19 protein-coding genes are annotated in these 23725 nt (G+C 74.6%); 15 read left to right on the top strand and 4 right to left on the bottom strand.

Annotated features, from left to right (window positions below; all coding sequences use genetic code 11):
• Positions 1 to 3 precede the first annotated feature (3 nt).
• From ACIA8O_RS15425 to ACIA8O_RS15370, 12 genes are all read left to right on the top strand, one after another.
• Complete coding sequence (locus ACIA8O_RS15425) at positions 4 to 2862, top strand: pre-toxin TG domain-containing protein (protein WP_396294284.1); 2859 nt, start codon at positions 4 to 6, stop codon at positions 2860 to 2862.
• On the top strand, positions 2859 to 6080 hold the full coding sequence (locus tag ACIA8O_RS15420) for a hypothetical protein (RefSeq protein WP_396294283.1): 3222 nt from the start codon (positions 2859 to 2861) through the stop codon (positions 6078 to 6080). Before ACIA8O_RS15425 ends, ACIA8O_RS15420 begins: the two co-directional genes overlap by 4 nt.
• A 57-nt stretch (positions 6081 to 6137) precedes the next feature.
• Complete coding sequence (locus ACIA8O_RS15415) at positions 6138 to 6650, top strand: hypothetical protein (protein WP_396294282.1); 513 nt, start codon at positions 6138 to 6140, stop codon at positions 6648 to 6650.
• Between the two features lie 5 nt (positions 6651 to 6655).
• Positions 6656 to 7084: a hypothetical protein gene (locus ACIA8O_RS15410; protein ID WP_396294281.1), complete on the top strand. Its 429-nt coding sequence runs from the start codon at positions 6656 to 6658 to the stop codon at positions 7082 to 7084.
• Complete coding sequence (locus ACIA8O_RS15405) at positions 7072 to 8844, top strand: hypothetical protein (protein WP_396294280.1); 1773 nt, start codon at positions 7072 to 7074, stop codon at positions 8842 to 8844. The genes ACIA8O_RS15410 and ACIA8O_RS15405 overlap by 13 nt, the downstream gene beginning before the upstream one ends.
• Positions 8844 to 9179 (top strand): hypothetical protein, encoded by a 336-nt coding sequence (locus ACIA8O_RS15400; protein WP_396294279.1) that lies wholly within the window; start codon positions 8844 to 8846, stop codon positions 9177 to 9179. Before ACIA8O_RS15405 ends, ACIA8O_RS15400 begins: the two co-directional genes overlap by 1 nt.
• 37 nt (positions 9180 to 9216) lie before the next feature.
• Positions 9217 to 9612 carry a hypothetical protein gene (locus tag ACIA8O_RS15395; protein WP_396294278.1) on the top strand — a complete coding sequence of 132 codons (396 nt, stop codon included), beginning with the start codon at positions 9217 to 9219 and terminating at the stop codon, positions 9610 to 9612.
• On the top strand, positions 9612 to 10919 hold the full coding sequence (locus ACIA8O_RS15390; protein WP_396294277.1) for a baseplate J/gp47 family protein: 1308 nt from the start codon (positions 9612 to 9614) through the stop codon (positions 10917 to 10919). The genes ACIA8O_RS15395 and ACIA8O_RS15390 overlap by 1 nt, the downstream gene beginning before the upstream one ends.
• Positions 10916 to 14959 carry a LamG-like jellyroll fold domain-containing protein gene (locus ACIA8O_RS15385; protein ID WP_396294276.1) on the top strand — a complete coding sequence of 1348 codons (4044 nt, stop codon included), beginning with the start codon at positions 10916 to 10918 and terminating at the stop codon, positions 14957 to 14959. Before ACIA8O_RS15390 ends, ACIA8O_RS15385 begins: the two co-directional genes overlap by 4 nt.
• Positions 14960 to 15002: 43 nt before the next feature.
• The gene (locus tag ACIA8O_RS15380; RefSeq protein ID WP_396294275.1) at positions 15003 to 15596 is read left to right on the top strand and encodes a hypothetical protein; all 594 of its coding nucleotides are present in this window, start codon (positions 15003 to 15005) and stop codon (positions 15594 to 15596) included.
• 66 nt (positions 15597 to 15662) lie between these two features.
• The gene (locus ACIA8O_RS15375) at positions 15663 to 16832 is read left to right on the top strand and encodes a hypothetical protein (protein ID WP_396294274.1); all 1170 of its coding nucleotides are present in this window, start codon (positions 15663 to 15665) and stop codon (positions 16830 to 16832) included.
• Positions 16833 to 16959: 127 nt separating this feature from the next.
• The gene (locus ACIA8O_RS15370; RefSeq protein WP_396294273.1) at positions 16960 to 17715 is read left to right on the top strand and encodes a BTAD domain-containing putative transcriptional regulator; all 756 of its coding nucleotides are present in this window, start codon (positions 16960 to 16962) and stop codon (positions 17713 to 17715) included.
• A gap of 64 nt (positions 17716 to 17779) precedes the next feature.
• Here ACIA8O_RS15370 and ACIA8O_RS15365 read toward each other — a convergent pair whose 3' ends face one another.
• From ACIA8O_RS15365 to ACIA8O_RS15355, 3 genes are all read right to left on the bottom strand, one after another.
• Positions 17780 to 18274, bottom strand: coding sequence for a MarR family winged helix-turn-helix transcriptional regulator (locus tag ACIA8O_RS15365; protein WP_396294272.1), 495 nt, complete (start codon positions 18272 to 18274; stop codon positions 17780 to 17782).
• Between the two features lie 95 nt (positions 18275 to 18369).
• Positions 18370 to 19176, bottom strand: a complete 807-nt coding sequence (locus ACIA8O_RS15360; RefSeq protein WP_396294271.1) for a hypothetical protein — start codon at positions 19174 to 19176, stop codon at positions 18370 to 18372.
• A gap of 50 nt (positions 19177 to 19226) precedes the next feature.
• On the bottom strand, positions 19227 to 19688 hold the full coding sequence (locus tag ACIA8O_RS15355) for a MarR family winged helix-turn-helix transcriptional regulator (RefSeq protein WP_396294270.1): 462 nt from the start codon (positions 19686 to 19688) through the stop codon (positions 19227 to 19229).
• Between the two features lie 102 nt (positions 19689 to 19790).
• On the opposite strand from ACIA8O_RS15355, the gene ACIA8O_RS15350 reads away from it, so the two are divergent.
• The 3 genes from ACIA8O_RS15350 to ACIA8O_RS15340 all read left to right on the top strand — a co-directional run bounded on the left by ACIA8O_RS15350 (position 19791) and on the right by ACIA8O_RS15340 (position 21868).
• Positions 19791 to 20741, top strand: a complete 951-nt coding sequence (locus ACIA8O_RS15350; protein ID WP_396294269.1) for a zinc-binding alcohol dehydrogenase family protein — start codon at positions 19791 to 19793, stop codon at positions 20739 to 20741.
• A gap of 84 nt (positions 20742 to 20825) precedes the next feature.
• Complete coding sequence (locus ACIA8O_RS15345; protein WP_396294268.1) at positions 20826 to 21215, top strand: hypothetical protein; 390 nt, start codon at positions 20826 to 20828, stop codon at positions 21213 to 21215.
• Between the two features lie 230 nt (positions 21216 to 21445).
• Positions 21446 to 21868: a hypothetical protein gene (locus tag ACIA8O_RS15340; protein ID WP_396294267.1), complete on the top strand. Its 423-nt coding sequence runs from the start codon at positions 21446 to 21448 to the stop codon at positions 21866 to 21868.
• 102 nt (positions 21869 to 21970) lie between these two features.
• Here the strand turns inward: ACIA8O_RS15340 and ACIA8O_RS15335 are convergent, their stop codons facing one another.
• Positions 21971 to 23212: an IS110 family transposase gene (locus tag ACIA8O_RS15335; RefSeq protein WP_396294266.1), complete on the bottom strand. Its 1242-nt coding sequence runs from the start codon at positions 23210 to 23212 to the stop codon at positions 21971 to 21973.
• Positions 23213 to 23725: the final 513 nt, after the last annotated feature.

Below are 23725 nucleotides of genomic sequence, written 5' to 3'. Positions count from 1 at the left end.
GCGATGACGGAGGTCGAGGTGCGGGTGCCGATCCGGCTGCGGCTGGTCGGCACCCCGACGGCGGCCGACCTGGAGCGGCTGGAGGCGGCCGTCGCCCGGTTGGTGGCCCGCCGGGTCGCGCAGGCCGAGCGGGCGCTGGCCGAGCGGGGGCCGGCCGAGCGGGCGCTCGACCGACACGACCCGGCCGGGCACCCCGGCACCTCCGGCACCCCGGCGGAGCGCTACGAGCCCGCCCTCGATCTCCCCTCCGACGGCTACCGCCTGATGTCCTACCAGGGCCCGCCGCGTCAGGTCCGGGTACCCGTCGGCCGCCCCGCCGCCGTTCCGGTCGCCACCGGGCCGCAGGCGCAGCAGGCCGCACTGCGCCGGATCGACGACCTGCTCTCCCGCGGGCCGCTCGACTGGGCGATCACCGATGCGGAGGCCCGTGAGGCGGTGCGCATCCTGCGCCGGCTCGCGCCGGAGGACCTGGTCGTGGTGGTGCAGGCCCTGCGGTACAGCGGAAGACTCGCGGTCCTCGGCGAGCAGCGGCCGTCCGACACCGACGACGACGTGATCGACCTGCAGCAGAAGCTCGATCCGTCCTCCGGCTACCTGATGCCGGGGGACATCGTGCGGGTGGAGGTCCGGCTGGGCGGCAAGCGGCAGGAGGACGTGTCCCGGGACTACCTGCTCGGCACCACCGGGCTGGTGCTGCCGATGCTCCGGCACCCGCTGCCGACCACCGGTCTGCTGCCGTCCGAGCTGCCCGACCGGATCGCCCGCGCCTACCTGGACGCGCTGGTCTACGTCGACCCTTCGGTCCGGGTGGCCGTGGTCGCCCGCGGCCCGCGCTGGGCGCCGCGGCACGGCCCCACCCGCGGGGAGTTCTGGTACGACTCGCACCCGGCGCGGCGCGGCGCGGCGGAGCAGGCGCAGTTCGACAAGCGGCGCGAACTGGTCGGCTACCTCACGGGCGCCGGGCTGGACGATCCGCTCGGCCGGGCCGCGTTCGTCCGCTACCACACCTGGATCGAACGGCACTACGGCACACCGGAGTTCCTCCGGCAGAACGGCCCGGACCTGTGGTCGGCGGTGTTGAAGGAGACCGCCGCGCCGGCCGCACCCTCGGCCCGGGCCAGGTTCCTGGAGCTGGCCACCGTGATGCAGCGCACCGCCCGTTCGCTCCCGGCGACCGAGCAGGCCGCGGTGGCCGCCGCGCTCGGCGACTACCTGTCCTGGCTCGACCGGCAGGGCGACGCCGACCTGGGCCGTTACGACCCGGGCGCGACCTGGGCCCGGCTGTACGTGCGGCGGCTCGGCACGAAGCTCCGCGAGGAGGTGGCCGCCGAGCTGCGCAAGGAGCGGGAGGCCGCCCTCGACCGGGCGGCGGCGTGGGACACGGAGGGCGCCGGGCGCAAGCTGGACCAGGTGATCGCCTTCCTGGAGAAGCGGGTGTGGAAGGTCCCCGAGCCGTACACCGTGGAGGACCGGAAGAACCGGACCGGCTGGCTGGTGTGGACGTCGGAGCGGGAGAAGGCGGTCCGCGACCTGATCGCCCGTGAGTTCCTGCACGAGCAGCTCGCCCGGATGCACGAGAAGTCCTTCACGGCGACCACCGCCGAGCAGGACTTCAGGGCCTTCCTCGCCTCCCATCCGGAGGAGTTCGAGGCCTACCTGCTCGCCCAGGCGCACCCGGAGACCGAGCGCTACGACATCCCGCCCGAGGACATCCCGCTCTGGCAGACGGCGGTCGAGACCGGGATCAGCTTCATCCCGGTGGTCGGTTCGATCGTCGCGGGGGCGGAGGCGCTGGCCGGCTACGACCTGTTCGGCCACGAGCTGAGCACCACGGACCGGGCGATCCTCGGCGCCTCGCTGCTGCTGCCCGCCGCCGCGAAGGTGTTCAAGGTGGGCCGGGCGGCCGTCACGGTGGAGGTGCTGGCCCGCGACTACCGGCTCTCGGCCCGCGAGGCCGACGCGGCCTTCCGGGCGCTGTCGGGGATCGAGCCCGGGTCCAGGGGAGCGCGGCTGCTGGACGACGCGGCCCGGGAGATCAAGGCGGGGCGGCCGGTGCGCGACGCCGGGAAGCTCGGCGAGATCAAGGACGTGCTCACGTCCATGGGCATGACCGACCGGGCCACCGCCCAGGAGCTGCGGGCCGGTGCCGCCGAGACGGTGCTGTCCGGCGGCGCCGGCCGGCCGGGCCAGGAGGCCGCCGACAGGTTCTTCATCGCGGAGGAGGTGGACCAGCTGATCGCCTCCATCGAGGAGCGGGCCACCCGGCCGAACGCCACCGGCGGCGCCCGGCCGACCGTCGACGGGGTGCGGGTGCCGGTCAGGAAGCGCACCAGGCTGGACCTGGAGAACCTGGTCCGCCGGGCGGGCGAGACCCGGCGGCAGGCCCTGGAGCGGGCCCGCCGGGTGCTCGGGCAGCGGCTCGACCGGAGCCCGCTCGGCCCGGTCTGGGAGCGGGCCCGGGCCAAGGTGGTCGGCAACCGCTCGCTGGACAACGCGACCCGGCAGGAGATGTTCGACCTGTACGGGAAGGTCCGCGACGAGTTCTGGACCCAGTGCAAGGCCGACCCCGGGGCGGTGGGGTACCTGCGGGACGCCGGGTTCTCCTTCCCGGAGAAGGGCCGGGCGCCGCTGATCGACGTGACGGACCCGCCGCCCGGTCTCGGCCTGCCGCGGGCCGCCGACCTCGGGGTGCAGGAGCGCCGGATCAGCCTGGACCACAACCTGGAGAAGGCGATCGGGGAGAACTACCGCAAGGCCCTCGACGCCGACAACCTCACCTTCGAGCTGCACAACCCGAACAGCAACCGGGAGACGGTGCAGGTCAAGTTCAACCTGCGGGCCACCCCGGGGGTGACCGAGTGAGTGCCCCGCCCGTGCCCGTCACGGTCCGCTGGAACGGCAGCTGCCCCGAGCCGGCCCGGCGGGCCGTCGAGGCCGCCGTCACCGCGGGGGTCCGGCGCGCGCTGGCCGGGCGGGGTGGCGCGAAGTCGTCAACGGCCGCTGCGGGCAAGGAGGTTGACGCTCCGTGGGGCCCCGACGCCGACGGCCGCTGGTGGACGGTGCCCGGCTACGCGGACGGCAGCGGTGCCCCGGTGGCCGTCCCGGTCCGGCCGGCCGCCGGGCCCACCGCCCGCGCCGCCGCCGCGCCGGGCGAGTCGCTGCCGTTCGGCGACGTGCTGAACCGCGGTGCGTTCCCGGCCCTGCCGCTGATCAAGCTGGCCGTCGACGCCTGGGTGCGCACCGGCGCCGACCCGTACCTCACCTCGGCCTCGCTCGCCCGGGCCGTGCAGTGGGGCGGCTACCTGTACGGCGCCCACGGGTTCGCCGTGCTGGAGCACGGTGGTGAGCAGGCCGCGGACCGCTTCGTCATGGTGCCGTTGGAGGAGCGGCTGACCTCGCGGGACCTCGGCCGCACCGCGCCGTTCACCGGGGACTCCCTGCCCGGTGTGGTGGTCGCCGAGCGCGGCCGGGTACTGGTGCTCGCCCACTACCGGGTGGTGGTCGCCGTCACCGCCGACGGCAGCTGGATCTTCGACCTGGACCGTGGTGTGCACTGGACACCGGTCGCGGTCCGGCGCGAATTGGCCCGCACCCCGGCCGCCCAGCGGGTCGACCCGGCGCTCGCGGTCCGGATCGCCACCGGCCTGCTGACCGCCGGGGGCGGCGGAGCCGACCCGTCCGGTGCGGCGGACCAGGACGCGCTGCTCGACCACATCGTCACCATGGACCGGCACGTCTTCGCCTGGATGCCGTGGGAGCAACGCGTCGCCTACCTGGTCACGCTGTCCGGGCTGCTCTGGCCGGACGAGCGGCAGAAGAAGGCCATGGTCGAGCTGCTGGTCTCCGCCCGCACCCAGTCCGAGCTGGAGGCGATGGCCGCGCTGCTGCGCGAACACGGCGCGTACGAGCGGCTGTTCACCGCTCTGGACGGCTCGGTGGTGGACTTCCTGCTGATCCTCGGCCGGGCCCGTCCGCACCGCCCGGTCAGTGCCGGGTACCTGCTCGCGCTGCTGGACGAGCTGTCCGTGCTGCCCTCGGAGGGGACGGACCAGGACCCGGCGCGCGGGGTGGTCAACGCGGTCAACGGGCTGAGCCTGTGGCTGCGTTCGACCGTCGACGGGCTGAAGGCCCTGTTCACCCACTCTCCCGCCCAGCTGATCGAGGGCATCGCGCACCTGGCCGAGTTCGCGCTGCTGGTCCACCGGGCGACCGTCGAGCCGGTCGACCCGAAGGCCGACGCCCTGCTGCAGGCCCTGTGCGAGCAGGCCGGGCGGGCGATCCTGACCGCGCTGGCCGGGCTGGAGTACGCCGAGGAGCTCGGCACGCCGTTCGGCGCCCGGGCCGGTGCGGGCGGTGGCGGTGCGGGCGGTGGCGGTGCGAGCCCCGGCGGTCCGGTCCGGGTCGGTACGCGGATCGGCGGCGACCTCGGCCAGACCCTGCAGACCGCGCTGCTGGTGGAGGTCCTCAGCTGGTTCGTCGGCCTCGGCGAGCTGAAGGAGGCGCTCGGCGGAGCCGAGCTGACCGAGCGGCTGGCGGCCCTGCTGAAGGTGCTCGGCTCGGTGCGCAGGCTCGGCAGCGCCTCCGAGGTGGCCGGCGAACTCAGCCGCCTGGACCGGATGGTGGCCGCCCTGGCCCGGCTCGCCGGGCTGAAGGACATGGACGCGGCGGCGCGGGCGCTGCGCCTGCTGCCGCAGCAGCACCTTGCCGAACTGACCAGGCTGGCCGAGCTGTTGGACGTCCCCGCCGGTACCGCGCCGAAGGTGCTGCGCGGGCTCGCGGCCCGGCGCGGCACGCTGCCCGAGGTGCAGCGGCTGGCCGACGCGCTGTCGCTGGCCCGGCGGTTCGAGCGGCAGGCGGAGACCGTCGGCGGGGTCACCCAGGAGATGGCCGCGGCCCTCGCCCGGCTGCTGGAGACCGGCTTCGACCGCCCCGCCCTGCGCAGGCTGGTGGACGGCGTGCCGCCCGGGGCGCTCCAGGCGTGGTCGCGCGCGGTGGGGCGGCTCGGCGCCGACCGGCTGCGACGGCTCGGCGCCGAAGCCCTCTCCGCGCTCGCCGGGCGCCCGCGGGCGCTGGCGCTGATCGCCGAGTCGGGCGGTGACGTCTACTTCGCGCTGCTGAACCGCGGCCACGGGGCCGAGCCGGTCGACGCCCTGCTGCGGGCGCTGGAGCTGCGGCGCTCCGAACTGCCCGACCCCGCCGCCTACCAGCGCCTGCTCGACCGGCTCGCCACCGGGGAGGCCGCCGCCTTCGAGGAGCTGGCGGGCCGGCTGGGGCAGGCCACCGAGGCCACGGTGGCCCGGCTGCGGGCCGGTGGCCGGCGGCAGCTGGTGGCCGAACTCGCCGCGCTGGAGGAGGAGGCCGCCGACGCGCGGCGGACCGGGGAGCACACCCTGGCGGCGAGGCTGACCGCCGACCGTGACCAACTCGCCGTCCGGCTGGACGACCTGACGGAACGCCGGCTCGCCGGCGCGGACGAGATCGCCCGGCGCGCCCGGGAGGCCTACGACTGGCGCGACGTCTGGCAGTTCCCCGCCGCCGACCGGGACGACCTGCTGGACGTGGTCGGCGAGCTGACCGAGCGGCTGGGGAGCCGGAACGTCAGGGGCCTGCAGGACCCGTTGGAGGCCCTCCTCGCCGCCCAGGGCACCAGGAACGTCTTCCAGGGCACCATGGGCGAGCTGTACGCGGCGCGGACCCTGGTGGAGGAGTTCGGCGCGACCGCGCTGGAGTTCCAGCGGGCCCGGCCCGGCCGCCGGGTGGACATCATCGCCGAGCTGCCCGGCCGGGGCCGGGTCAGCGTCGAGGTGAAGACCAACCTGACCGGGCCGGCCACCTTCCTGCGCGAGCAGCTGCTCAACGACCTCGTGACGCACGCCCCGACCGGCTACGCCGACCTGCTCTACCTCTACCACCCCGACTCCGCCGGGGAGTTGACCGGACTCGGCGAGCGGATGATCCGGCTGTTCGACGACCCCGAACTGCTCCGGGCACTGGCCGCCGCCGGACACGACCCGGCGGCGGCCCGAGCCGCCTTCCGGGCCTGGCTGAACGCCGGGAACCCACGCGCCTACCGGCTCTGACCGCCCGCCGTCCACCGATCACGTCGACCACGTCCACACACACGCCAGGGAGGGAAGATGGCCGACCGGAACACCCCGGTGCTGATCGGCACCGTGCCGCTGCTGTACGTGCAGAGCCTCAGCATCAGCGAGGGCTACCAGATCGAGCGGATCTCCGGCAGCCGCTTCTCGCAGGCCATCGCGCCGACCACCAGGACCATCGCGGTCGAGGCCCTGCTGCCCGGCCCCGACCGGCTGCTGGTGAAGAAGGAGCTGGAGGCGCTGGCCCTGGTCTCCCGGGTGCTGGTGGCCGCCACCGCGCCGCTGCTGGCGAGCACCGGCATCCCGGTGGTCTGCGGGCTGACCGTCAGCCTGGACATGCAGATCACCGACCTGCGCTTCAGCCAGACGGCGGGCCGCCGCGAGGCGCTGGACGTCAGTCTGACGCTGCGTCACGTCCCGCGCTCCAGCGTGACCGCGGCGCTCGGCGAGGCCGCCGACCTCGCCCTGGCCGCGGGCACCGCGCTCGCCGGCGCCACCCCGCCCGCCGCACCGGTGCCGCGCACCGCGACCGTCCCGCTGGCCGGGTGAGCGCCGTGACCGCACCCGTAACCGCACCCGCGAGCACACCCGTGACCGCGCCGTCCGCGGTGGACCCCTCGCGCTACCTGCTGCTGCCGGCCGACGCCGACGAGGGCTTCCCGCAGGCCTTCCGGCTGGCCCTCGGCGCGGGTCTCTACACCGTCGCGCTCACCGTCACCGTGGTCGACGAGGAGCGGCTGGCCGGTGGCCGGCCGCTGGCCCTGCCGGAGCCCGGCGCGTTCATGGTGGCCACCGTGACCCGGGAGACGCCCGGGCCGGCCGTGGTGGTGCTGCGCCGCAAGCTGGTGCCCGGAGTGCCACTGGAAGGCGGTGAACTCGCCCTGCTCCCGGTGGTGTTGACGGTCGACCCGCGCAACCTCGGCGCGGCCGGGTCGTACGGGTCCGAGGTGAGGGTGGGGGTGGCGTCGCGATGGGCTTCGTGATCTGGTTCCAGCTGCGGGTGGAGAAGGCGGGCCCCGGCGGGCTGCTGCCGCTGCGGGTGTCCAACGACGTGTTCTCCGGCGAGTACGTGCTCGACGCCGACCTGAGGGTCGACCTGCTGTCCGGGGCCGCCGCCTCCACCTTCTCCGCCAAGCTCACCAACCTGCCGGCCGATGTGGTGGAGACCCTGAAGACCCGGCACGCCGAGGCGCTGGCCGGGCGCGACCCGGTCGAAGTCACCCTCGCCCTCGGCTACTTCGACGATCCCGGGGGCCGCACCGCCCCGGTGCTGCGCGGCGTCCTGACCGGCATCCGCACCAGCGTCACCGACGCCGGTGACCTGCTGACCGAGCTGCGCGGGACGGAGACCGCCGGGTACCGGCTGCTGCGCACGGCCGTCCGGGCGGGGCGCCCCGGCGGGCAGTCGCTGACCGAGGCCGTGCGGGCGGTCGCCGCCGCGGCGAGCAAGGGCCCGGTCACCGTCACCGCCTCCGCCGACGGGCTGCGGTCCGCCGAGGACCTGACCCTGCGGGCCGGTGACGGCCTGTCGGCCCTCGGCCAGATCGCCAAGGCGGCCGGGGCCCCGCTGGTGATCGGCGACGGCGGCATCCGGATGGGCCGGGCGGTGGACGAGGGCGCGCCGCTGCGGTTCACGGCGGACGAGCACATCGTCTCCCTGGAACACGTCCAGGAGGACCCGGAGGACCTGGTCCCGGCCGTGCCCGCCGACGCGGACGGCGGCCCGGGCGGCGGGCTCCCGTCGGCCGCGGACGTGGCGGCCGCCGCCGGGCTGCCGGGCGGCGGACAGGTGGGCGGCGCGCGGACCAGCGCCCGGCTGACCGTGCTCGGCGACCCGGCGGTGCGGCCCGGGCGGCGCGCCGTCCTGGAGACCGCCGCCGCGCGCGACGGCCTGCCGGGGCCGCTGCGGATCGACCGGGTCCGGCACCAGTTCGACAGCCGTCGCGGCTACACCTGCGAGGTGCTGCTGGTGGTCGCCGCGCCCGGCGAGCGGGCGGTGTGCACCACCGGCGCGGACGGCGTCCGGCAGCGCTTCCGCGACCTGGTCGAGCAGGTCGGCGCCGACCACCCGGCGATCGACGTCGGCGAGGTGGCCAGGTACGCGGCCGGCCGGAACAGCCGTCACCTGGCCGACCTGCACTACGGCCAGTCGCCCGCCGCGGAGGTGGTCGCGCCCAGCGTGGAGAGCGCCGTCGACCGCCAACCCCTGCTGCACGAGCGGCCGATCGCCTCGCCGTTCGCCTTCCACCGCTGCGGGCTGATGGTCCCGGTGCTGCCCGGCATGCGGGCCGTGCTGGCGCACAACCGGGGCCTGGTCAACGACGCGGTGGTCACCGGCTTCCTCTGGCCCGAGCAGCCCGCGTACCAGCCGCCGGCCAACCACCCCGGCGACTGGTGGCTCTGCCTGCCCACCGGGCTCGACGGCAAGGGCCTGCCGACCGGGAAGGGCGTCAACGACCTGACCGACGCGGCCGGACGGCGGGTGCTCCAGGCCAAGGGGCTGCGGATCACGGTCGGCGCCGGGCTGCTCCCCGAGGTCGGCGAGCGCCCCCGGGTGCCCGAGGACCTGGCCGGGAAGCTGCTGGTCGAGCACGAGAGCGGGACCACCGTCACCGTCGCCGCCAACGGCGCGGTGACGGTGGACACCGGCGGGAAGACGATCACACTGAAGTCCGGCGGGGCCTCGATCACCCTCGCCGACGGGAAGATCACCCTCAACGGCTCCTCCGTGGAGGTGGGGTGATGCCCGCCGTCCTGAACGCCGACGCCTCGATCGGCTGCGGCCACGGCGGGACCGTGCAGATCGTGCCGGGCCGGCGGTCCTTCACCGCCGGCGGCTCCCCGGTGCTGGCGGCCGGAGACCTGGAGGGCAAGCCGATCACCGGCTGCACCCAGCTCACGGCCGGCAGCACGGTGCAGTGCACCGCCGTCGTCTCGGTGACCGGCGGCGCGGCCGCGACGCTCACGGTCGGCGGCCGGCCCGCCCTGCTGGCGACCCTGAGCGGCGTCACCAACGGCGTCCCGCCCGGCGCCCTGGTCGTCCTGACACCCGGTCAGACCACCCTGCGGGCCCGCTGAAACCGCCCGACCCACCCGAGCTGGAGGAGCAGAGCACATGGCGAGCACGACGAGCCTCGGCCGCGGCCTGGAGCTGCGCGACGGCGACCTGGTGGTCGAGCGCGGCCGGCTGGCCGAGCTGTCCGGGCTGCCCAACCTGGTGCAGGCGCTGGTCCTGCGCGTCCTGACCCCGCTCGGCAGCGACCGGTTCGCGACCGGCTACGGCCTCGACGTCACCGAGGTGTTCACCCGAGCCGTCACCGCCCGGCAGGCCCAGGACCTGCTGAGGCTCGGCCTGGTCCGCACCCTGGGCGGCGACGCCCGGGTGCGCGAGATCCGCGACATCCAGGTGCTCGAACCACCGGGCGGGGCACGCCGGTTGTGGCAGGTCGAGGTGGTCCTGGTCGCGGTGGACGGTGCCGAGCACACCGTGCCGGTGGAGGTGGCGTTCTGATGGCCGGCTACGGGATCACCGAACGGGGCTTCGTCCGCAAGGAGTTCCACACCCTGCTCGACGAGGCGAGGGGCCGGGCGAGGGCCGCCTTCGGCCCGGACGTCGACCTGACCGACACCAGCGCGCTGATGAAGGTGCTCCAGGTCACCGCCGCCGAGGACGCCCGGCTGTGGCGCCGGCTGGAGGACCTCTACTACGCCGGCTTCCTGTCCACCGCGGTCGGCGACGACCTCGACCTGCTCGGCGAGGACCTCGGGGTGCCGCGCCCGCACCTCTTCGCCACCGGCCGGGTCACCCTCACCGTCCGCGACCCGCTCCCGGATCGGGTGTACGTGCTGCCCGAGGGCACGGTGCTGGTCACCGCCGCCCCGGTGACCGCCTTCCACACCACCGCGACCGTCCGCCTCAGCGCCGCCGCCGACACCGTGACGGTCGGCGCCCGGGCCTTCGTGGCGGGCCCCGACGGCGACGTGACGGCCCATCGGATCACCGCGGTCGACCCTGACTACCAGGCGCACCACCTCAACGTCTCCCCGCCGACCTCCTTCGCGGTCGACCACCAGCAGGCCTTCACCGGCGGCGCCGGGCGGGAGGACGACGAGACCTACCGCGGCCGGCTGCTCGGCCGCTCCCGCACCATGTGGACACCGGCCGCGGTCCGCGAGGCGGTGCTGTCCGTGCCCGGCGTGGTGGACGTGCTGCTCTCCGACCCGCTCGGCGGGGTGGACGTCTCGCAGAGCTACTTCGGCGTCTTCCCCTTCGAGCAGCGGCTGTTCGGCGACGAGCGGCGGATCGGCGAGCCGTACTTCTTCAGCGTGGTGGTCGCCCACGAGTTCGCCCGGCCCTGGCGCACCGAAGGGCCGGTGGCCGGTCTCTTCGAGCAGGTCACCGCCGCGATCGACCGGGTCCGGCCGGTCGGCATCCACCCGCAGGTGGTCGAGGCCGACCACATCGAGGTCGGCCTGCGGGCCCGTCTGATCACCCAACCCGGCTACGACGCCCAGGTGCTGGTCGGCGCGCTGACCGAACGGCTGGCCGCCGACATCGGTGCCCTCGCGCTCGGCGGCGACGTCCGCTACAGCCAGGTCATGCGCGCCCTGGTCGAACAGCCCGGCGTCAGCGACGTCCAGGACCTCCGGCTGCGCCGCCACCCCCCGACCTTCGGCCGGATCACCCTCGGCGGCGTCCCCTTCGCCACCGGCCCGGTGGAGGCCGCCCCCGGCGAGAACCTCGCCATGGGCCCCACCGAGATCGCCGTCTTCACCATCGACTCGGCCCTGCTCGACCTCGAGGTGATGCCCCGATGACCGCCGCCCTCCCTCCGGCGGCCTCCGCCCTCCACCGGATGACCGCCGCGCTCACCGCCCCCTTCGCCCGCGGCGCGGACACCCTGGACCTGCCGCTCAAGCCCGCCGCCGGGGGAGCGGCGGAGGTGGTGGCGTACGACTTCGCCGAGCACCGGGCCCGCTTCGACGCCGACCCCGCGCCGCTGTACGTGCTCACCGCGGTGGTGGACGCACCCGGGGCGAGCACCCTCACGGTCAGCTACCTGGTGGCGGGCGCGCCGCACGCCGTCCCGGTGGCCGTGCCGCCCGGCACCGTCGCCGGGGCCTCCTTCGCCGTGGCGCTGCCCGACGCCGACGCCGCCCGCGCGGTGCTGCGCACGATCACCGCCGACCCCGCCCCGGACGCCCTCCCGGTCTCGGAGTCCTGGCGGCTCACCGCGCTGCTCGGCAACCTCGCCCGCCTGCTCTGGGTCGCCGGGGTGGAGCGCGACGTGCTCGGCCGGTTCGCGGCGGACGTCCGCCGCACCGTCCGCTCCAGCGACCGGGCCTCCGGCACGACCCTCGACCGGATCGGCTTCGACCTCGGGGTGCCGCGCTTCCCGCCCCGCCCGTACGGGCAGGAGGACGACACCCTGACGCTCCATCACCTGGACGACGCGCCGGGTGCGCCGGTGCTGGACAGCCGGCCGCTCCACCTGGGCGGCGGCGCGGGCCACCCGGGCACCGCCACCGCCACCGTGCTGGCCGGCGCGCCCGGGCGGTTCGGCACCGGGATGCGGTTCGCGGCGCCCACGGCGGAGATCGCGGTCCCGCACGACCCGGCGCTGGACACCGGCGCCGCCGCGAGCCTGACCGCCGAGTGCTTCGTCAGGCCGGACTCCGCCACCGGCGAGGGGGCCGTGCTCTCCAAGCACGCCGACCCGGCCGATCCGGCCCTGCCCGGCTGGGCGTTGAGCGTCGGTGACTTCGGCCGCGGCATCGCCCGCAACGTCCGGCTGCGGATCGGCGACGGCACCGCCTTCCGAGACCTGTTCGCGGACCGCGGCCTGCCGCTCTCCCGGTTCAGCCACCTGGCCGCCGTGGTCGACCGGGCCGCCGCGCAGGTCCGGCTGCTGCTCGACGGCGAGCTGGTCGCGCTCGCCCCGCTGACCGCCGTCGACGCCACCGCCACCACCCCCGCGGTGCCCGCGCTCACCGGGCCGCTGGCCAACACCGCACCGCTGCGGATCGGCCGGGCCGGCCCGGGCCCGGCCGCCGCCTTCGCCGGGACGGTCGACGAGGTCCGGCTGTCCGCGGCCGCTCGCACCGCCTTCCACCCGGTGCTCGGCGAGTCCGACGCCTCCTACCGGCGGCGGCTGCGCGCCTTCCGCCGGTGGGTGCTGCCCACCCGGCTGGGCATCCAGCAGACCCTGAACGAGGTGGTCGGGCCGGTCCAGGTGGCCGGCCGCCCGGACCGGGTGGCCGACCCGTTCCGGGTCACCGACGCGGACGCGGCCCTCCAGCAGTCCACCCGCCTGCTCACCGTGCTGCCCGTCGAGGTCCCGGCCGGCGACACCCTGGACGACACCGGGCGGCGCGGGCTCCCGGAGGCGGAGGTCCTCGGCCCGCCCGACCGGGAGGCCTTCGCACCGGCCCTGCTGGTCGACTCCGCCGACCCGCGCGCCGACTTCGACCCGCCGCCCGCCCCGCCGCTGCCGCCGGCCCCCGGCCCCCGGGCGGACCCGCGCCTGCTGCGGGCCCCCGCCCGGGCGGCCCTGCACGCCCTGCTGGACGCCCTGGCCGCGACGGGCCCCGCGGGCCGCCTGCGGGTCAGGGCCGGCTACGACCCGGCCGCCGCCGACCTGCGGTCGGTCGGCCGGGCGGTCCTGCTGACCCACCCGACGCTGCCGCCCGGGCGGCTGGCCGCGCAGGCGGTCCGGGCCGGCTTCGGCTTCGCCGCCCACCTGCCGGGCCCCGGCCTCGACCCCGGCACGGTGTACGCCGCCGTCCGCTCCACCGGGTCACTGGAAGTGCTGAACGGCCCCGGCTCCACCGCCACCCCCGAGAACGGCTTCGACGTGCTCACCGGCCAGGGCCTGGCCCTGCGCCTCGAACCGGCGCCACCACCCGGCTCGGCCGTCCGCTGGTCGCTCGTCCCGACCGGCGACGGCCGGGCCGCGGTCACCGGCCCGGCCGACCGGCGCGACGTCCTGCTCCACGCCGACCTCCCCGGGCAGCTCGTCGTCGAGGTCCAACTCCGGTACCGGGGGCAGGCGTTCTCCGCCACCCGGACGCTGCGGATCGGCCTCGCCGAGCTGCCCGCCGGAGCCTCGATCGCCGCCTCCGGCCGGATCGGCGTGCCCGCCCCGGGCCCGCTGCGCGCCGACGAGCGCCTGCACCCCGTCCACCTGGTCGACGCCCCCGCCCGGTACGGCCGCCCCGCCGGCGCCGGCCCGCAGACCCGCCGGGTGCACCCCGCGCTGGCGGCCAGGCTGACCGCACTCGCCGCCCTGCTGCCGCCCGGCGACCCCGAGCTGCGCTCCGCCTGGGACCAGGCCGCGGCCGGCCCGGCGGCGGCCGGACGCTCTGTCACCCTCGGCCGGGGCGGTTCCACCGCCACGCTCGGTCGGCTCGGCGCGCTGGCCCACGCCGCCGGGTTCAGCCGGGTCGCCCACGACGGTGCCGTGCTGACGCTGCACCAGGACGACGGCCCGGCCGCCCCGATCGCCGGCCCGGCCACCGTGACGGAGGGGAGCACCGCGACCTTCGAGATCGCCCGCGCCGCCCCGGCCGCGCTGGCCCTCGCCGCCGGCCGCCTGTGGACCGTCAACTCCGGTACCGGAAGCGTCAGTTCCCTCGACCCGGCGACCGGCTCGGTGACCGCCTGCGTCAAGGTCGGCCTCGCCCCCGGCGCGCTGGCCGCCGCCCCCGACGGCACCCGGCTGCTGGTCGCCGACACCGGCGACACCACCCTCACCGTCCTCACCACCGCCGACGCCCGGGTCACCGGACAGGTCACGCTCCCCGCCGCCCCGGCCGACGTCGCCCACCACCCGGCCCAGCCACGCGCCTACGCCGGGCTGCGCTCGGGCGTCCTCGCCGAGGTCGACCCGGTGGCCCGGACCGTGACCCGCACCCTCGACCTCGGCTCGCCGGTGGTCGCGGTGCGCTGCGAACCCGGCGGGGCCCGGCTCTGGGCCGCCACCGCGAACGGCGCGCTGCGCGCCGTCGCGCTGCCCGGCCTCACCGCCGCGCAGACCGTCCCGCTGGCCGGACCGCCCCGCGGCCTGGCGGTCGGCGCGGGCCGGGCCTACGTCACCGTGCCCGGTGCGCTCCAGGTGGTCGACCTGGCCACCGCGACCGTCCGGGCCACCTTCACCGACCTCGGGCCGACGCCCGCCGCGCTCGCCCTCGACCCGGCCGGCACCGTGCTCTACGTGCTCGACCCGGCCGGCGGCCGGGTCGGACTGCGCCAGGCCGACGGCACCCCGCACACCCTGCCCGGCCTGCCCGGCTCGGTCGCGCTGCCCGGCGCGACCGCCGTCGCCGCCGACGCCACCCGCGGCTACCTCGGCTGCGGCGGGGAGGTGGCCGACACGGTCGGCGTGCTCGACGCCGCCGACGGCGACCTGCTGGCCTCCTGGCCGCTCGGCACCGGACTCGGCGAACGCCTGGTGTGGTCGCTGCGGGTCACCGGCGGCGCGCAGGCCCGGCTGACCGGGACCACCCGGCAGCGCACCGGCGTCCTCGGCCTGCGGGCCGGCCCGGTCCGGGTCCGCGCGGTGCTGCGGCTGCCCGACGCCACCCCGCCGTACACCTTCCGGGTCGAGCCGTCCCCGGAGCTCCTGGCCGTCGAGCAGGGCGGGGGCCGGTTCGTGGTCAGCAAGGACCAGTACGACCTGGCGATGAACGTGCTGAACCACCTCTGCCCGATCGGGGTGGAGGTCGACACCGGCCCCGTCCGGGCCCACGTCCCCGAACTCCTGGCGGCGGCGCTCGATCCCTTCCCGCCCTACACCTACCCCGACTTCCGCGCCCGCGGCCCCCGCCCACCGGGCTGGACGTACGGGCTCGACCCGTGACCGCCGACCACGCCCGTATCCACGGCTTGAGGAGGAACGCCCGATGAGCGTCAGCTACACCCCCGGCTTCAAACACACCGACTGGGTCGACAACGTCGACCGCGTCCGGGCCGCCGGCGACAACGGCTTCAACATCCGCTTCCACGCCCTGGAGGCCGAGTTCGCCCGCCTCGCCGAAGTGATCGCCCAGGTCGCCGACGCCCTCCAGCAGCCCGCGCCCAGGCCCGTGAAGATCACCCTGACGCCGACCCTCACCTCGCTCGGCGACCCGTGGACGCACGTCTACGGCGGCGCGGCCAAACCCGCCGGCGCCATCGCCGCCGGCGGCATGATGGCGCTCCAACTGCCGCAGGGGAGCACCATCAAGGAGCTCCGGGTGTGCGGCCGCAAGGACGCCGGGAACCTCTCGGTCGGCGTCCGCCGCCAGAGCCTGGCGGCCGGCTCCACCACCGAACTGATCGTCAGCCTGACCCTCGGCACGGGCAACTTCGACACCACCACCGCCGCTCCGTCCACCCCGCCCGCCCGGGTGGACAACGAGCAGTTCCGCTACTACCTGACCGCGGACCTCGACACCTCGACCGGCGCCTCGGTCGTCCAGCTGACCTGCTTCCAGATCACCTGCCTCACCGCCTGACGGACCCTCACCGACCGGCGGACCCTGGCCGCCTGACGGGCCCTCACCACAGCAAGGAGCGCCACCATGCCCCCCACCGAGCCGGACCTCTACATCAAGTACGCCGACGGCGACGACGGCACCCGGCCGATCCCGAACGGCAAGCCGTTCTGGGCCTCCCCGTCGATCTGGGTGACCAACGAGGCGGGCGCCCGCCTCACCACCGCCGACGGGCAGCCCCTGGCCTTCGCCAGTGCCGTGAACCTGGTGCACGTCAGGGTGCACGGCACCACCGCCTCCCCGACCTACAGCGGCTCCAAGGTCCAGGTCTGGGTCTGCGACTGCACCACCACCCCGCTCGGCCCGGACTCGTCCCGGCCGAGTGCCAACGGCCAGCAGGGGCGGACCGGCACCATCTCCAGCGCCGTGTCGTCGAGCGCCTCCGGCGAGACGTACGTGGCCTGGAACCCGGACCCGGCCGCTGACCTGATCCACGGTGCCAACCCCGGCGAGGGCCACCTCTGCATCGGGGCCAACGTCTACTACGAGGGCCTGCCGTCCCCCCTCGGAGGGCCGCTGACCGCCGGGGCGCTCGACGTGATCGGCAACCGGCGCCACGGACAGTGCAACGTCACCGTGAAGAAGGTGTCCGCCAACCCGTCGCCGATGGTGCTGCGGCTGTCCACCCTCGGCGCGGAGGTCCAGGACTTCGAGGTGCGGGGCGAGGAGCTCGACCGCGAGGGCGGGATCGGCGCGCTGGAGCAGGAACTCCTGCTGGCGCACTGCTTCGTCGACCTGGTCGGCGGCAAGCCGAAGCCGCGCATGGTGCCCGGCCCCTGCCAGACGGAACCCTTCGAGCGCACCTGGCTGCGCGGCGGAGGGCGGCTGGTGCTCACCGGCATGCCGGAGCCCGCCGAGATCCGGGTGGCGGGGCACGACGCCCGCTTCAGCGTCATCACCGAACAGTCCTGCCGGGGCGGCGGGGGCGAGGGCGACGGCGGCGTGCACCTGCGCGGCCGGGGCGGCGACGGTAAGGGTGGTGACGGTGAGCGCGGTGACGGCGGCCACTGCTGCGGTACCGAGGCCGAGTTGACGATCCGGCCCGGCGAGCGGGTCCCCGTGCTCGTCAGCATCGAGTGCGAGGGCGACCCGGGCGAGGTGCACACCCTGGACATCGTGCAGCAGACCGACGACGGGACCGTGGTCGGCGGCGCCCGGGTGGTCGCGCTGCACGTCCCGGACTGGTTCGGCTGCTGATCGGCCGTCGGACCGCGGTGCCCGGACCCTGCTCACCCAGGGTCCGGGCACGCCTGCGGAGCGTGCCGGAAATGAGGTGAACTCGAGTATATTGTGCAGGAGTTCCGGGCGAGAGAACGGGCCCCCGATGGTGTACGACACGTCGCTGCCGGCGCCCGCACTGCGGCTGCTCGGCACCTTCCGGCTGGAGGGCGCCGACGGCTCCGCCGTCCCCGTCCAGACCCCGGGCCGGCGGCTGCTCGCCTTCCTCGCCCTGAACGGCCCGACCGCCCGCGGCGTCCTCGCCGGCACGCTCTGGCCCGAGGTCGCCGAGGAGCAGGCCTACGGCAGCCTGCGCACCACCCTGTGGCGCCTGCACCGGGCCGGGCCGCCGGTCCTCGACTGCCGCGGCGAACTCCTCGCCCTGCGCGAGGAGTTGCACGTCGACACCCATGTCCTCACCCGGACCGCGCGGCGCCTCATCGACTCCGACGCACCGCCGGGCGAGGACCTGGAGGTCGACGTGCTGTCCGCCGGCGAGCTGCTCCCCGACTGGGACGAGGAGTGGGTGGTCTTCGAACGCGAACGCCTGCGCCAACTGCGCCTGCACGCCCTCGAATCACTCAGCGGACGCCTCGCCCGGCACGGCCAGTACGCGCTCGCCCTGGACGCCGCCCTCACCGGCGTCCGGATCGAGCCGCTGCGCGAGAGCGCTCACCGCGCGGTGGTGGCCGTCCACCTGGCCGAGCACAACCTGGTGGAGGCGGTCCGCCACTACCACGCCTACCGCCGCCTGGCCCGGATCGAACTGGGCCTGGAGCCCTCGCCGATATTCACCACCATGCTGCCCCGGAGCAGGCTCGACCCGTGCCCCGGCGGCGACCGCCCGGACTCCGCCGGATGAGCCCTTCGGGGCGAGAGCGGGGCGGCCCCGCGGGAGTCCGTGACGACCTGTCAGGCACCTCCGGTCACGCGGTCCCGGCGCGCTCGACGTTGGCCACCATCGTGCGCAGCACCTTGAGCGCGGCCACGTACTCCTCGTCGCTGATGCCTTCGTGGACCACGGCGCGGACCTCGGTGACGAGTTGCCGGAGGCGGAGCCGGGCGCCCTCGCCGGCCTCGGTGAGGTGCAGGCGCTGCCGCCCGTCGGTGCGCAGCCATCCGCGGTGGAGCAACTGGTCGACGACACGGGCGATTTCGTGGGGTCCGTCGGCGAGGTGGGTGAGCTGGGCGGCGACCTCCTCGCGGTCGGGCGCCGCCGGGCCGCCGTTGACGCGGTTCAGCACCCAGTACTGGGGTTGGGTGGCGTCGATCCTGGCCATGGCGTCCCGCAGGTGCCGGGTGACGCTCTCCTGGGCCAGGCCGCACCAGTAGCCGACCGGCTGGGTGGCGAGCACGTCGTCGGTGGCGGCCGGGTCCGCGGGCGCCTGGTCGGTGGGGGTGGTCCTGGTCGCTGGTTCCATGATCGCGATGCTACCCACCGCCGTTCCCGCCCTGCCGGATCGCCCGCGCCCGCGCCCGCACCTGCGTCCGCGCCCGCGCCCGCGCCTCCGTCGGGTCACCGGTCCGAGGTGGCCGCCGCCCAGGCCGCGACCGCCTCGGTCAGCTGCTCCCGCTCCTGGTCGAACTGCCGCTGCCGGTGGCCGTTCGCCCCGGAGGGGTGCGGGAAGCCGAGCAGGCAGCGCTCCGCCGGGAGCCGGCCGGAGTCCACCGCGAGCTGCACCGCCTCGGTGGCCGCCTTGCCGAACGGGATCACCAAGGCCTGTGGCATCGCGGCGAGTTCGGCCCCGAGCACCTGCTCGGCGAAGGTCCGCAGCACCGGAATCCCGGTCAGCCGCGCGCCGTTCCAGTTCTTCCCGTCGACGAACACGGCGTGGCCGACCGCCGAGGTGAACGCCGCCACCCGCTCCTGCGGGTCCCAGAGCCGGGCCGTGGTCGCCAGCCCGAGCGCGTCGGCGAGGCCGATCCGGTCGAGCATGGTGACGGCGTGGGTGCGGATCGTGCCGCCGAACGCCCCGGTCTGCTTGGCCAGCCGGACGGCCTCGTCCGGTGCCACCCCGGCCAGCAGCGCCGCCCGGGCCGCCTGCACCGCGAGGTGCAGTTGCCGGCGGCCGGGGGTGATGCCGACCAGTGCCACCCGGGCGGCGGGATCGATCCGGTCGAACGGCACGTAGTAGATCTCCCAGTTCCGGCCGCCGATGGTCTCCTGATGCAGCAACAGCTCCGGCCGGCTCACCGACCGCTCGTCCAGACCCTCGGGCAGGGCCCGCAGCACCGGTGCGAAGTGCTCGACGCACCAGCGTGCCGAGAGCGGCCCGCCCGCCGGCACCTGCTGGTACGCGCACACGTGCGGGGTGTCGGTCATCGCTGGCCTCCGCTTTCCTGGTCACTCGTCCGTCGGCGGGCCGGGTCAGCCTAGTGGCCGGCGCCGGAAGTCCGCTGGCGGGTCTGCTGGACCAGAACGGTGGTGGCCCGTTCCAGGAGTTCGCAGAGGGCGGCGTGTTCGGAGGGCGTGAACGCTTCGGTGAGCGCGCGTTCGAGGACGACCACCTCCTGGTAGGCGCGGTCCAGCAGTGTCCGGCCCTCGTCGGTGAGGGTGGCGATCTGCACCTTGGCGTGCACCGGGGACGTCTCGCGCCGGATGAGTTCCTTGGTCTCCATGGTGGTCAGCACACTGCTCATGCTCTGCTGCGTCACCCCGCAGGAGCGGGCCAACTGGGCGCCGGACATGCCGCCTTCGCGGGAGAGGAACAGCAGGACGGTGTACTGCGTCATGGTCAGCCCGTAGGTGCGCAGCACCGCCTCGTGATGCGCCATCAAGGCCTGCTCCGACCGCCTGATCCGGAGGCAGAGGTCGTTCTCGATCGGGGCTTCCACGGCACGCTCCCTGGTTTCACAGATTCATGGGTTGACTCAGGAACCTTATATACGTAGGTTCTCGACTATCAGGATACTGAGTCAACGCAAAGGACTGTCACCATGAAGGCTGTCGTTCTGGATGCCGATGACCACTACCGGGTCACCGAACTCGACGAGCCCACCCCCGGCCCCGGCCAGGTGGCGATCCGGGTCGCCTACGCCGGGATCCAGTGGGGCGACACCATGGTCCGGGACGGCCACTTCCCCGTGCCGCGCCCCTTCGTCCCCGGCTTCGAGGCGTCCGGACACATCACCGCGGTCGGCGAGGGCGTCGACGCCAGCCGTGTCGGCGAGCCGGTCACCGCACTCACCACGGCAGGCGCCTACGCCGAGGTGGTCCTGGCGCCCGCCGTACTCGCGCTGGACATCGGCGACCTGCCGCTGCGCACGGCCGCAGGTCTCGGATGGGGCGCACCGACCGCCTACGACCTGATCAACACCGCCGCACACGTGCGGCCCGGCGAGCGCGTGCTGATCCACGCCGCCGCCGGCTCGGTCGGCACGCTCGCCGCCCAGTTCGCCCGCCTGGCCGGGGCCGGCCGGATCGTCGGCGTGGTCGGCACCGCCGAAAGGGCCGACCACGCCGCCCGCTTCGGCTACGACCGGCTCGTACTGCGCGAGGACTTCCCGGCCGGGCTCGGCGGCGAGGAGTTCGACGTGATCCTCGACCCCGTCGGCGGTGCGACCCGCCACACCGGCCTCGTCGAGCAGCTCGCACCGCACGGCCGACTGGTGGCGTACGGCAACCTCGCCACCTACGAACCCGTCCTGGCCGACGCCAACGACCTGCTCGCGCACGGCAGATCGCTCCTCACCTACAACAGCAACCTGCTCAGCCGGACCCACCCCGAGCGGCTCGCCGACAGCGCCCGCCGCGCACTCGGCCTCGTCGCCGACGGCCTGGTCCGCACGGACATCACCGCCGAGTACGACCTCGGGGACCTGGCCACGGCCGTACAGCGCCTCGCCGAGGGCACGACCCACGGCAAGAGCATCCTCCGCATCGCCTGACCGCATCAGCGCCGGGCCGGACGGTGGCTGCGGGCCCACCGGATTTCCCGGCGGCCGGGCCGTCATGCTCACTAGGATCGGCCCATGACCAGTCGACGTCAGCTGATACTTCGTCTGTCACTGCCCCTGCCACTGCTGTTGGCGTCCGCGCTCTCCCTGACGGCCTGCAGCTCGAGGCCCTCCAAGGCCACGGTGGCGGCGCGCGAGTCCGCCAAGTCCGCCTGCGCCTCCCTGCAGCAGCTGACCGACCAACTCGCCCGCCCCCGGCCGTCAAACCTGGCCGACTCCTACTACCAGACCGCCGAGGAGTACCTGAACACGGCGACCAACCACGCCGCCGACGCAGCTCAACAGGACCACGGCTACCAGGAGTTCGCCGAAACCCTGCGCCGGGCGGGCCAGATCTGGCAGGTCACCTTCATGCCGGACGAGGCCGAGCCGCTGATCCAGCAGGCGCGGAAGGAGAAGTGCTGACGCTGCCGCGGCGCCGGCGGTGCGCCTGCCGGTCCCGTGGTCCGGCGGTGGTGTGCTCGATGTGCCCTCTGCGCAGACATCGCACGGGGTTAGTACGTCAAGCTGACGGGGCGAGGCTGCTGCTTACTGTGCGACCCAGAGAGCCTGGCTCCGCCTCCGAATGTCCTTGCCGCCTTCCGCACTCTCTGATGGGGTGGCACCTGCCAACCGGGCTGATCACAGGGGGAACCGTGCCGCCGAAGCTGACTCGAACTCTCGAAGATCTGGGATTGCGGAGTGCCCCGGACGAGTTCGATCGTCTGGCGGCACGTCTAGGCGGGCTGGTTGCTGTCCGCGAGCTCCTTGTTCACCCAGAATCTGTCCTGGAGACCTCGGACATGGCGCCTGGGGGGATCCGGCAGTGGTTGCGGGCGTTGCCGATCGCTGCGGACGAGCAGGTTCGAGTGGGCTGGCCCGGTGACCGTGCAGCGGCCTGCATGCCGTTCACCGTGTTCGTGGAGCGCTACGACGACTTCTGGTACCCGGCGATGGACGACGTCGTCGTGATGATCGAGGAACCCAGGACTATTGCGGTGATTGTGCTCGACCATGAGGAGCATTTCGCGTTTGGTCGCCTGACTACTCCTGTCTCCACCGACAAGGCCACGCGGTAGGCGGCCCACACCTCAAATCTGCAGGGCCCTGCTTACTCGGCCAGCTCTGCACCTCACCTCGCAGATTCGCCACGAGTGCGCCGACAGACGGTGTAACCGGGGTCATGCGGCAACAACCCCTGCTGGCATGAGGACGGTGGGGAAGGCGGTGTTCTCGTCGAACCGTTCGTGGTGCTGGATGCAGTGGTGAAGCTGTCCGAGAAGGCGGTTGAAGAGGTGGCGTTGGGCGGCGGCGTGCCAGTCGCCGTGTTCGCGGCGTGCTCGGTAGTGGGCGCCGGCGCCGGGGGAGGCGGTGAGCGCGGAGAACGCCCAGAGGTAGCCGACGTGGTTGAGGCGGTCGTTCTTGACCTTGCGCCGGCCGATGTGGCTCTTCTTGCCGGAAGCGCGGGTGACGGGTGCGGCTCCGGCGTAGGCCTTGAGGCCGCGGGCGTCGGCGAAGCGCGTGTGGTCGTCGCCGACCTCGGCCAAGACCCGGGCCGCGAGCTGGACGCCCAGGCCAGGGAAGCTGAGCAGGATCTCGGCGTCGGGGTGCTGGGGGAAGAGTTCCTCGACGGCGTGGGCGAGTTCGTCGGCGGCCTGGCAGGTGGCGTCGAGCTGGTGCAGGAGGGCGAGCATCTGCTTGCCGAGGGCGTCCTCAACCGGCTGCGGCTGGTGGGCATACTCTGCACGGAAGACGTCGCGCAGGCGGTCGGTCTCGGTGTCGAGTTTGCGGCTGCGTCCGGCGCGCTTGAGGGCGGCGGCGATCTGGGCGCGGGTCAGGCGGGCCGCGCGGGCCGGAGTGGGTGCCAGGCGCAGGAGTGCGCGGGCCTCGGGTCGGCAGAGGCCGTTCTGCCAGGCTGCGAAGGCGTCCAGGGCGGCGGGGTAGTACTCGCGTAGCAGGGAACGGAGCTGGTTAGAGATCTGCTGGCGGTTCCACGTGGCATCCTGCTGGGCGCGGGCCAGCACCGAGATCGCGCGGGCGAGGTCGGTGTCAGCGGGCATCGGCCGGTGCATCGGCATGTCGGTACGCAGGATGTTGGCCAGGACCAGGGCGTCGCCTGGGTCGGACTTCTTGCGGCTGACGCCGTGGCGGTCGCGGTAGCGGGCGGCGGCCATCGGGTTGATCGCGAACACCTTGCGCCGCTCGCTGGCACGCAGGACGGCGACCAGCAGGCCGCGGCCGGTCTCGATGGCGACCGGGATCGGGGCCTCGGCGGTGTCGCCGTGTTCGGCCAGGAGGTCGAGCAGGAGCTGGTAGCCGGTCGCGTTGTCGGTGATGCGGCGCTTGGCCAGCAGTTGGCCGCTGTCGTCGACGAGGGCGACGTCGTGGGTCTGTTCGGCCCAGTCGATCCCGCAGTAGATCATCGTTGTTCTCCCTGTTCAGGGCATGCTCGGGTACTGATCCGCGAGCACGTGTGGGGCCACTCAGCTCCCTAATTCCAGGCCTCGTTCCGGGCCGACATCGCACCAGTTGTTGCGTGGCACCAGCTCGCCCCACGGGCCTCGGTCTATGCCAGGGCTCAAGGCTCAGGCTTTTCGAGAGGTCACCGTGGAACGGGCTCGCACCGCCAACATCACCAACGAACGATCACCACCGCCTGCCGACGGCCCAGACGCTGAACGCCGCAGATCTGCGACTGGGTTTCGAGGGCCAGGTAGGTGCCATGCGTCCGCTCAGTAGCCCAAGGCCGCCGACTGGGTGCCGGGGCCGTCCGCCGCTCTACCGATAGGCTTCCACGGCCCGGGCGAACAGCAGGCGTCACGGCCCCAGTATCTGCACGGTCGGGGCTTCCCCCTGAAGTGAGGACACGTCTTATGCGGCTTGCGTGAGTGTAGTTGAAGTGGTCGCGAGGGTGGCTTCGTAGGTGAGTGGGCTGA

It is taken from the genome of Kitasatospora sp. NPDC051853 (genome assembly GCF_044452665.1).
GTDB lineage: Bacteria > Actinomycetota > Actinomycetes > Streptomycetales > Streptomycetaceae > Kitasatospora.
Note: the sequence above shows the minus strand (reverse complement) of the source record. Positions and strands in the feature narration are given on the sequence as shown.

Bases quoted from the DNA above. Each gene is read 5' to 3' on its own strand.
- ACIA8O_RS15360 (WP_396294271.1), bottom strand. From the start codon at position 19,176: ATGACCGACACCCCGCACGTGTGCGCGTACCAGCAGGTGCCGGCGGGC.
- ACIA8O_RS15425 (WP_396294284.1), top strand. From the start codon at position 4: ATGACGGAGGTCGAGGTGCGGGTGCCGATCCGGCTGCGGCTGGTCGGC.
- ACIA8O_RS15370 (WP_396294273.1), top strand. From the start codon at position 16,960: ATGGTGTACGACACGTCGCTGCCGGCGCCCGCACTGCGGCTGCTCGGC.
- ACIA8O_RS15345 (WP_396294268.1), top strand. From the start codon at position 20,826: ATGACCAGTCGACGTCAGCTGATACTTCGTCTGTCACTGCCCCTGCCA.
- ACIA8O_RS15415 (WP_396294282.1), top strand. From the start codon at position 6,138: ATGGCCGACCGGAACACCCCGGTGCTGATCGGCACCGTGCCGCTGCTG.
- ACIA8O_RS15365 (WP_396294272.1), bottom strand. From the start codon at position 18,274: ATGGAACCAGCGACCAGGACCACCCCCACCGACCAGGCGCCCGCGGAC.
- ACIA8O_RS15385 (WP_396294276.1), top strand. From the start codon at position 10,916: ATGACCGCCGCCCTCCCTCCGGCGGCCTCCGCCCTCCACCGGATGACC.
- ACIA8O_RS15390 (WP_396294277.1), top strand. From the start codon at position 9,612: ATGGCCGGCTACGGGATCACCGAACGGGGCTTCGTCCGCAAGGAGTTC.
- ACIA8O_RS15375 (WP_396294274.1), top strand. From the start codon at position 15,663: ATGCCCCCCACCGAGCCGGACCTCTACATCAAGTACGCCGACGGCGAC.
- ACIA8O_RS15335 (WP_396294266.1), bottom strand. From the start codon at position 23,212: ATGATCTACTGCGGGATCGACTGGGCCGAACAGACCCACGACGTCGCC.
- ACIA8O_RS15400 (WP_396294279.1), top strand. From the start codon at position 8,844: ATGCCCGCCGTCCTGAACGCCGACGCCTCGATCGGCTGCGGCCACGGC.
- ACIA8O_RS15380 (WP_396294275.1), top strand. From the start codon at position 15,003: ATGAGCGTCAGCTACACCCCCGGCTTCAAACACACCGACTGGGTCGAC.
- ACIA8O_RS15395 (WP_396294278.1), top strand. From the start codon at position 9,217: ATGGCGAGCACGACGAGCCTCGGCCGCGGCCTGGAGCTGCGCGACGGC.
- ACIA8O_RS15405 (WP_396294280.1), top strand. From the start codon at position 7,072: ATGGGCTTCGTGATCTGGTTCCAGCTGCGGGTGGAGAAGGCGGGCCCC.
- ACIA8O_RS15350 (WP_396294269.1), top strand. From the start codon at position 19,791: ATGAAGGCTGTCGTTCTGGATGCCGATGACCACTACCGGGTCACCGAA.